Here is a 7,811-nt window from a genome sequence, read left to right on the forward strand (position 1 = left end):
CGCGGGTGTAGTTCAATGGTAGAACATCAGCTTCCCAAGCTGACAGTGCGAGTTCGATTCTCGTCACCCGCTCCACGGTGGACGCATGTCGCGAGGCCTGTCCATTCTCGCGATCTCCGGTCCGGTCGAGATCCCGACGGGAGTCCGGACACCCCCCGGGTCTCGGGACTGCGACGGCGACGCGCGGTTCCAGCGGTGGCGGTTCTTCCGGTTCCGACGTCAGGCAACCGGCTGCTCCACCGCCCTCTGCCGATGTTCGCGGGTGAATCCCGAGCGACGGAGGGTCTCCCGCTTTCCCGTGTGGTCCTATCCTGCTTGCTCCGCGGTCCGACCGCGGGCCGGCATCGGGCTACCGACGGGCAAGAGGGGCCATGCCTGATCCGACTCCCACGGCCGCATCCCCGCCGACGGCGGGGACGGCGCTCCCTGTCGGCACTGTCACGTTCCTCTTCACGGACATCGAGGGCTCCACTCGTCTGCTGCAGCAGGCGGGCGAGACCTACGGTGCATTGCTGGACGACCACCGCAGGCTGCTGCGCGCTGCCTTCTCGGGGCACGCGGGGCGCGAGGTCGACACGCAGGGCGACTCGTTCTTCGTCGCCTTCAGCTCGCCGGGGCAGGCCGTCGCTGCCGCGGCCGATGCCCAGCAGGCCCTCGCCCGCCACGCCTGGCCTCCGCCGTTCACGGTCCGGGTGCGGATGGGGGTGCACACCGGTGAGGCCGGCGTGGTGAACGGGTCCTACGTCGGGGTCGCCGTGCACCGCGCGGCGCGCATCGCCGCGGCGGGCCACGGCGGGCAGATCCTGCTGTCCGACGCCACGGCGGCACTCGTCCGGGACGAGTTGCCGGCCGGCGCGGCCCTGCACGACGTGGGGGAACACCGACTCAAGGACTTCCCGACCCCCGCACGCTTGTTCCAGCTGGACCTCCCGGGCCTGCCGACGACCTTCCCGCCCCTCCGCGCGTCCACCCCCCGCTTCCACCTTCCGATTCCCCCGGGCGGCACGGTCGGGCGGGAGGGCGAGGTCGCGGCCGTCACGGCGCTCCTCGCGGACCAGGGGACGCGGCTGGTCACCCTGACGGGGCCGGGTGGCATCGGGAAGACCCGCCTGGCGCTGGAGGTGGCGCATGCCGCGGCGAATGACGTGCCCGGTGGCGCGGTCTTCGTGCCCCTCGCCGCGATCACCGATCCGTCGTTGGTCATGGGTGCGATCGCCGACGCCCTTGGCGCTCGACGTGACCCCGGCCAGGACGCCGTCGAGAGCGTGAGCAGCGCCCTGGCCGGCGACCGCACGCTTCTCGTGCTCGACAACCTGGAGCAGGTCGCCGACGCGGCAGGGGACCTCGTCGGGCTGGTCGACCGCGTCCCGGCGGCCGTCGTCCTCGCCACGAGCCGCGTGCCCCTGCGGCTGCGAACCGAACGGCAGTTCCCCGTCGGAGCACTCGCCGTGCCCGATGCGATCCGGCTCTTCACGGAGCGCGCGACGTCGGTCCGCCCGACCTTCTCCGCCGACCGGGACGACCTCGGCGCCGTGGCCGAGATCTGCCGGCGTCTGGACGGGCTCCCCCTCGCGATCGAGTTGGCGGCCGCCCGCGTCCGGGTGCTCCCGCCGCGCGCGCTCCTGGCCCGCCTCGGCGAGCGGCTGGACGTCCTGGGGGGCGGGCCCGTGGACCTGCCGCCACGGCAGCGCACGCTGCGGGCGACGCTGGACTGGAGCCACGACCTGCTCCGTCCGTCCGAGCAGGCCCTGTTCGCCCGGTTGGCCGTCTTCGCCGGTGGATGGAACATCGAGGCCGCAGAGCGCATCTGCCGACGGCAGGAGGAGCCCGACGTCCTCGACACCGTGAGCGCGCTGGTGGACGCCAGCCTGGTGATACCGGACGACGACGCGTTCGAGCCGCGGTTCTCGATGCTCGAGACCGTGCGGGTCTACGCCGGCGAGCGGCTGTTCGCCTCGCCCGACCGCGAGGAGACCCACCGGCGGCACACGACCTGGATGCTGGCCCTCGTGGCGGAGCTCCTGGGAGCCCGCGGCGCCGACTACCGAGTCGCCCGGGACCGCCTCGACCGCGAGCTCCCGAATCTTCGCGCGGCCGTGCAGCGCCTTCTCGACGACGGGGACGTGGCGTCCGTCGCCCTGCTGGTCCGCAACGCCGGCATGTACCTGCGCTACCGGGGTCTCGAGACGGAGGCGAGGACGTGGCTCGACGCGGCGCTCACGATCTCGGAGGGCGCTCCGTCCGCCGTCCGGGGAAGACTGCTCGTCGGCCGGGCCGTCCTTGCGTCGGTCCTCGGCGAACGCGCGTCGGTCCCGGCTCTGCTGAGCGAGGCCGTGGCGCTCCTGCCCGAGGACGAGGACCACGAACTCGACCGGGCACTGGCCGTGATCCCGGGGATACAGATCAGCACCGGACGCGGGCTGCACGAAGGAGCCCGGGCCGTGCACGAGGGACTGACCCGGTTCACGGCCCTGGGCCTGGAGGTCGGCCAGGCGGTCATGCATCTCATCGGCGGTGACCTGGCGCTCGTCATGGGGGACCCCGAACAGGCCGCAGCGCACTACCGGTCGGTCATCGACCTCTCCGACACGCTGGGCGAGGGCGGCATGCTCGGGCGGGCTCTCAGCATGCTCGGCATCAGCCAGCTGGAGCGGGGCGACGTCGAAACCGCACGCCGCTCCCTGCTCGAAGGGGCCCGCGTGAACCGTGGCAGCGGCCGGCCGACGAGCATGGCCTTCTCCCTCGAAGGAATGGCCGCACTCGCCCTGGCCCAGGGCCGGCCGGCGCTCGCCGCCCGCAACCTCGCCGTCGCGGCCGCGGCGCGCGGCTCCCAGGCGCTACCACTCCAGCAGGCCGTCGCCCCGCTGGTCGAGCGACTGACCAGGCGTGCGCAGGTGCTCCTCGGCACCGAGGCATTCGAGCGGGAAGCACGCGAGGCCGAGGGATGGTCCCTTGCCGAGGCACTGGACCGGTCCCTCGAGGATCTCTCGGGGCCGGCGGTCGCACCGGGGGACTGAGCCCCCGACCAGATCGGGCCTCTCGGGTGGGAGCCCGATCAGGAGCCGGAGCGCACCTGGCCCGCGGCGTCGTGGATGGTGCCGACCCGGTCGAGCAGCTCGCTCATCCTCTCCGCGGCCATCGGCCGGGCGTAGTGGAAGCCCTGGGCGATGTCGCAGCCCAGCGCGCGCAGCGCCGTCACGTGCTCGGCACCCTCGACGCCCTCGGCGACCACGGTCAGGCCCAGGTTGTGGCCCAGGTCGATCGCCGTGCGCACCAGGACGGCGTCCGCGGCCGTGGTGGTCATGCCCAGGACGAACGAGCGGTCGATCTTGAGCTCGTCCACCGGCAGGCGACGGAGGTAGGCCATGGAGCTGTAGCCGGTCCCGAAGTCGTCGATCGACAGCTTCACGCCGAGGTCGTGCAGGCGCTGGAGGACCTCCATGCACCGGGCGGCGTCGCCCATGACGGCGCTCTCGGTGACCTCGAGCCGCAGCAGCGCCGCGGGCACGCCGTGCTCGGCGAGCAGGCGCTGCACCAGGTCGGGCAGGCCCGCGTCGAGCAGGCAGCGGGTGGACAGGTTGACCGCCACCGGCACCGCGTGGCCGGCGTCCAGCCAGCAGCGCATCTGGGCCAGCGCCAGGTCGAGCACCCGCTCGGTCAGCCGCAGGATGATGCCGGTGCCCTCGGCGACCGGGATGAACTCACCGGGCGGGATGAGGCCCTCGGTCGGGTGCTGCCAGCGCAGCAGCGCCTCCAGCCCCTCGATCCGCTCGCCGTCCAGGGTGTACTTCGGCTGGTAGTTGAGGAACAGCTCCTCGGTGCCCTCCAGGGCACGGCGCAGGTCGCCGAGGAACTGCTGCGCAACGCCGACATCGCGATGTACGTGGCCAAGGAGATGAAGGCCGGCGCGGTCGTCTTCGAGCCCACCGAGCACGTCACGGCGCCGTCCCGGATCACGGTCCTCGGCGACCTGCGCCGTGCCCTGGAGGGCACCGAGGAGCTGTTCCTCAACTACCAGCCGAAGTACACCCTGGACGGCGAGCGGATCGAGGGGCTGGAGGCGCTGCTGCGCTGGCAGCACCCGACCGAGGGCCTCATCCCGCCCGGTGAGTTCATCCCGGTCGCCGAGGGCACCGGCATCATCCTGCGGCTGACCGAGCGGGTGCTCGACCTGGCGCTGGCCCAGATGCGCTGCTGGCTGGACGCCGGCCACGCGGTGCCGGTGGCGGTCAACCTGTCCACCCGCTGCCTGCTCGACGCGGGCCTGCCCGACCTGGTGCAGCGCCTGCTCGCCGAGCACGGCGTGCCCGCGGCGCTGCTGCGGCTCGAGGTCACCGAGAGCGCCGTCATGGGCGACGCCGCCCGGTGCATGGAGGTCCTCCAGCGCCTGCACGACCTCGGCGTGAAGCTGTCGATCGACGACTTCGGGACCGGCTACAGCTCCATGGCCTACCTCCGTCGCCTGCCGGTGGACGAGCTCAAGATCGACCGCTCGTTCGTCCTGGGCATGACCACCACGGCCGCGGACGCCGTCCTGGTGCGCACGGCGATCGACCTGGGCCACAACCTGGGCCTGACCGTGGTCGCCGAGGGCGTCGAGGGTGCCGAGCACGTGACGGCGCTGCGCGCGCTGGGCTGCGACATCGCCCAGGGCTTCCACTACGCCCGGCCGATGGCCGCGGAGAGGATGAGCGAGCTGCTCGACCGGGTCGGCACCATCCACGACGCCGCGGGCCAGGTGCGCTCCGGCTCCTGATCGGGCTCCCACCCGAGAGGCCCGATCTGGTCGGGGGCTCAGTCCCCCGGTGCGACCGCCGGCCCCGAGAGATCCTCGAGGGACCGGTCCAGTGCCTCGGCAAGGGACCATCCCTCGGCCTCGCGTGCTTCCCGCTCGAATGCCTCGGTGCCGAGGAGCACCTGCGCACGCCTGGTCAGTCGCTCGACCAGCGGGGCGACGGCCTGCTGGAGTGGTAGCGCCTGGGAGCCGCGCGCCGCGGCCGCGACGGCGAGGTTGCGGGCGGCGAGCGCCGGCCGGCCCTGGGCCAGGGCGAGTGCGGCCATTCCTTCGAGGGAGAAGGCCATGCTCGTCGGCCGGCCGCTGCCACGGTTCACGCGGGCCCCTTCGAGCAGGGAGCGGCGTGCGGTTTCGACGTCGCCCCGCTCCAGCTGGCTGATGCCGAGCATGCTGAGAGCCCGCCCGAGCATGCCGCCCTCGCCCAGCGTGTCGGAGAGGTCGATGACCGACCGGTAGTGCGCTGCGGCCTGTTCGGGGTCCCCCATGACGAGCGCCAGGTCACCGCCGATGAGATGCATGACCGCCTGGCCGACCTCCAGGCCCAGGGCCGTGAACCGGGTCAGTCCCTCGTGCACGGCCCGGGCTCCTTCGTGCAGCCCGCGTCCGGTGCTGATCTGTATCCCCGGGATCACGGCCAGTGCCCGGTCGAGTTCGTGGTCCTCGTCCTCGGGCAGGAGCGCCACGGCCTCGCTCAGCAGAGCCGGGACCGACGCGCGTTCGCCGAGGACCGACGCAAGGACGGCCCGGCCGACGAGCAGTCTTCCCCGGACGGCGGACGGAGCGCCCTCCGAGATCGTGAGCGCCGCGTCGAGCCACGTCCTCGCCTCCGTCTCGAGACCCCGGTAGCGCAGGTACATGCCGGCGTTGCGGACCAGCAGGGCGACGGACGCCACGTCCCCGTCGTCGAGAAGGCGCTGCACGGCCGCGCGAAGATTCGGGAGCTCGCGGTCGAGGCGGTCCCGGGCGACTCGGTAGTCGGCGCCGCGGGCTCCCAGGAGCTCCGCCACGAGGGCCAGCATCCAGGTCGTGTGCCGCCGGTGGGTCTCCTCGCGGTCGGGCGAGGCGAACAGCCGCTCGCCGGCGTAGACCCGCACGGTCTCGAGCATCGAGAACCGCGGCTCGAACGCGTCGTCGTCCGGTATCACCAGGCTGGCGTCCACCAGCGCGCTCACGGTGTCGAGGACGTCGGGCTCCTCCTGCCGTCGGCAGATGCGCTCTGCGGCCTCGATGTTCCATCCACCGGCGAAGACGGCCAACCGGGCGAACAGGGCCTGCTCGGACGGACGGAGCAGGTCGTGGCTCCAGTCCAGCGTCGCCCGCAGCGTGCGCTGCCGTGGCGGCAGGTCCACGGGCCCGCCCCCCAGGACGTCCAGCCGCTCGCCGAGGCGGGCCAGGAGCGCGCGCGGCGGGAGCACCCGGACGCGGGCGGCCGCCAACTCGATCGCGAGGGGGAGCCCGTCCAGACGCCGGCAGATCTCGGCCACGGCGCCGAGGTCGTCCCGGTCGGCGGAGAAGGTCGGGCGGACCGACGTCGCGCGCTCCGTGAAGAGCCGGATCGCATCGGGCACGGCGAGTGCTCCGACGGGGAACTGCCGTTCGGTTCGCAGCCGCAGGGGCACGCGGCTCGTGGCGAGGACGACGGCCGCCGGGACGCGGTCGACCAGCCCGACGAGGTCCCCTGCCGCGTCGGCGACCTGCTCCAGGTTGTCGAGCACGAGAAGCGTGCGGTCGCCGGCCAGGGCGCTGCTCACGCTCTCGACGGCGTCCTGGCCGGGGTCACGTCGAGCGCCAAGGGCGTCGGCGATCGCACCCATGACCAACGACGGATCGGTGATCGCGGCGAGGGGCACGAAGACCGCGCCACCGGGCACGTCATTCGCCGCGGCATGCGCCACCTCCAGCGCCAGGCGGGTCTTCCCGATGCCACCCGGCCCCGTCAGGGTGACCAGCCGCGTCCCCTGGTCCGCGAGGAGCGCCGTGACGGCCGCGACCTCGCCCTCCCGCCCGACCGTGCCGCCCGGGGGAATCGGAAGGTGGAAGCGGGGGGTGGACGCGCGGAGGGGCGGGAAGGTCGTCGGCAGGCCCGGGAGGTCCAGCTGGAACAAGCGTGCGGGGGTCGGGAAGTCCTTGAGTCGGTGTTCCCCCACGTCGTGCAGGGCCGCGCCGGCCGGCAACTCGTCCCGGACGAGTGCCGCCGTGGCGTCGGACAGCAGGATCTGCCCGCCGTGGCCCGCCGCGGCGATGCGCGCCGCGCGGTGCACGGCGACCCCGACGTAGGACCCGTTCACCACGCCGGCCTCACCGGTGTGCACCCCCATCCGCACCCGGACCGTGAACGGCGGAGGCCAGGCGTGGCGGGCGAGGGCCTGCTGGGCATCGGCCGCGGCAGCGACGGCCTGCCCCGGCGAGCTGAAGGCGACGAAGAACGAGTCGCCCTGCGTGTCGACCTCGCGCCCCGCGTGCCCCGAGAAGGCAGCGCGCAGCAGCCTGCGGTGGTCGTCCAGCAATGCACCGTAGGTCTCGCCCGCCTGCTGCAGCAGACGAGTGGAGCCCTCGATGTCCGTGAAGAGGAACGTGACAGTGCCGACAGGGAGCGCCGTCCCCGCCGTCGGCGGGGATGCGGCCGTGGGAGTCGGATCAGGCATGGCCCCTCTTGCCCGTCGGTAGCCCGATGCCGGCCCGCGGTCGGACCGCGGAGCAAGCAGGATAGGACCACACGGGAAAGCGGGAGACCCTCCGTCGCTCGGGATTCACCCGCGAACATCGGCAGAGGGCGGTGGAGCAGCCGGTTGCCTGACGTCGGAACCGGAAGAACCGCCACCGCTGGAACCGCGCGTCGCCGTCGCAGTCCCGAGACCCGGGGGGTGTCCGGACTCCCGTCGGGATCTCGACCGGACCGGAGATCGCGAGAATGGACAGGCCTCGCGACATGCGTCCACCGTGGAGCGGGTGACGAGAATCGAACTCGCACTGTCAGCTTGGGAAGCTGATGTTCTACCATTGAACTACACCCGCG

At 73.0% G+C, this 7,811-nt stretch carries 4 protein-coding genes and 2 tRNA genes; 3 read left to right on the top strand and 3 right to left on the bottom strand.

Annotation, left to right across the window (positions count from 1 at the left end):
• Position 1 precedes the first annotated feature (1 nt).
• Positions 2-75 (top strand) — tRNA-Gly (locus tag E4P40_RS24555).
• Between the two features lie 296 nt (positions 76-371).
• Positions 372-3,017, top strand: a complete 2,646-nt coding sequence (locus tag E4P40_RS28360) for an adenylate/guanylate cyclase domain-containing protein (RefSeq protein ID WP_167762365.1) — start codon at positions 372-374, stop codon at positions 3,015-3,017.
• A 38-nt stretch (positions 3,018-3,055) separates the two neighbouring features.
• Here the strand turns inward: E4P40_RS28360 and E4P40_RS24570 are convergent, their stop codons facing one another.
• Positions 3,056-3,934 carry an EAL domain-containing protein gene (locus E4P40_RS24570; protein WP_209305502.1) on the bottom strand — a complete coding sequence of 293 codons (879 nt, stop codon included), beginning with the start codon at positions 3,932-3,934 and terminating at the stop codon, positions 3,056-3,058.
• On the opposite strand from E4P40_RS24570, the gene E4P40_RS28680 reads away from it, so the two are divergent.
• Positions 3,896-4,756 (top strand): EAL domain-containing protein, encoded by an 861-nt coding sequence (locus tag E4P40_RS28680; protein ID WP_209305503.1) that lies wholly within the window; start codon positions 3,896-3,898, stop codon positions 4,754-4,756. The two genes, E4P40_RS24570 and E4P40_RS28680, sit on opposite strands and share 39 nt — an antisense overlap.
• Before the next feature lie 38 nt (positions 4,757-4,794).
• On the opposite strand, the gene E4P40_RS28365 is transcribed toward E4P40_RS28680, so the two are convergent.
• Positions 4,795-7,440 carry an adenylate/guanylate cyclase domain-containing protein gene (locus E4P40_RS28365; protein WP_167762365.1) on the bottom strand — a complete coding sequence of 882 codons (2,646 nt, stop codon included), beginning with the start codon at positions 7,438-7,440 and terminating at the stop codon, positions 4,795-4,797.
• A 296-nt stretch (positions 7,441-7,736) separates the two neighbouring features.
• Positions 7,737-7,810, bottom strand: a tRNA-Gly gene (locus E4P40_RS24590).
• Between the last annotated feature and the right edge of the window lies 1 nt (position 7,811).

This window comes from Blastococcus sp. CT_GayMR20 (assembly GCF_004570345.1).

Coding starts and splice junctions, on each gene's coding strand:
- E4P40_RS28360 (WP_167762365.1), top strand. CDS start 372: ATGCCTGATCCGACTCCCACGGCCGCATCCCCGCCGACGGCGGGGACG.
- E4P40_RS28680 (WP_209305503.1), top strand. CDS start 3,896: ATGAAGGCCGGCGCGGTCGTCTTCGAGCCCACCGAGCACGTCACGGCG.
- E4P40_RS28365 (WP_167762365.1), bottom strand. CDS start 7,440: ATGCCTGATCCGACTCCCACGGCCGCATCCCCGCCGACGGCGGGGACG.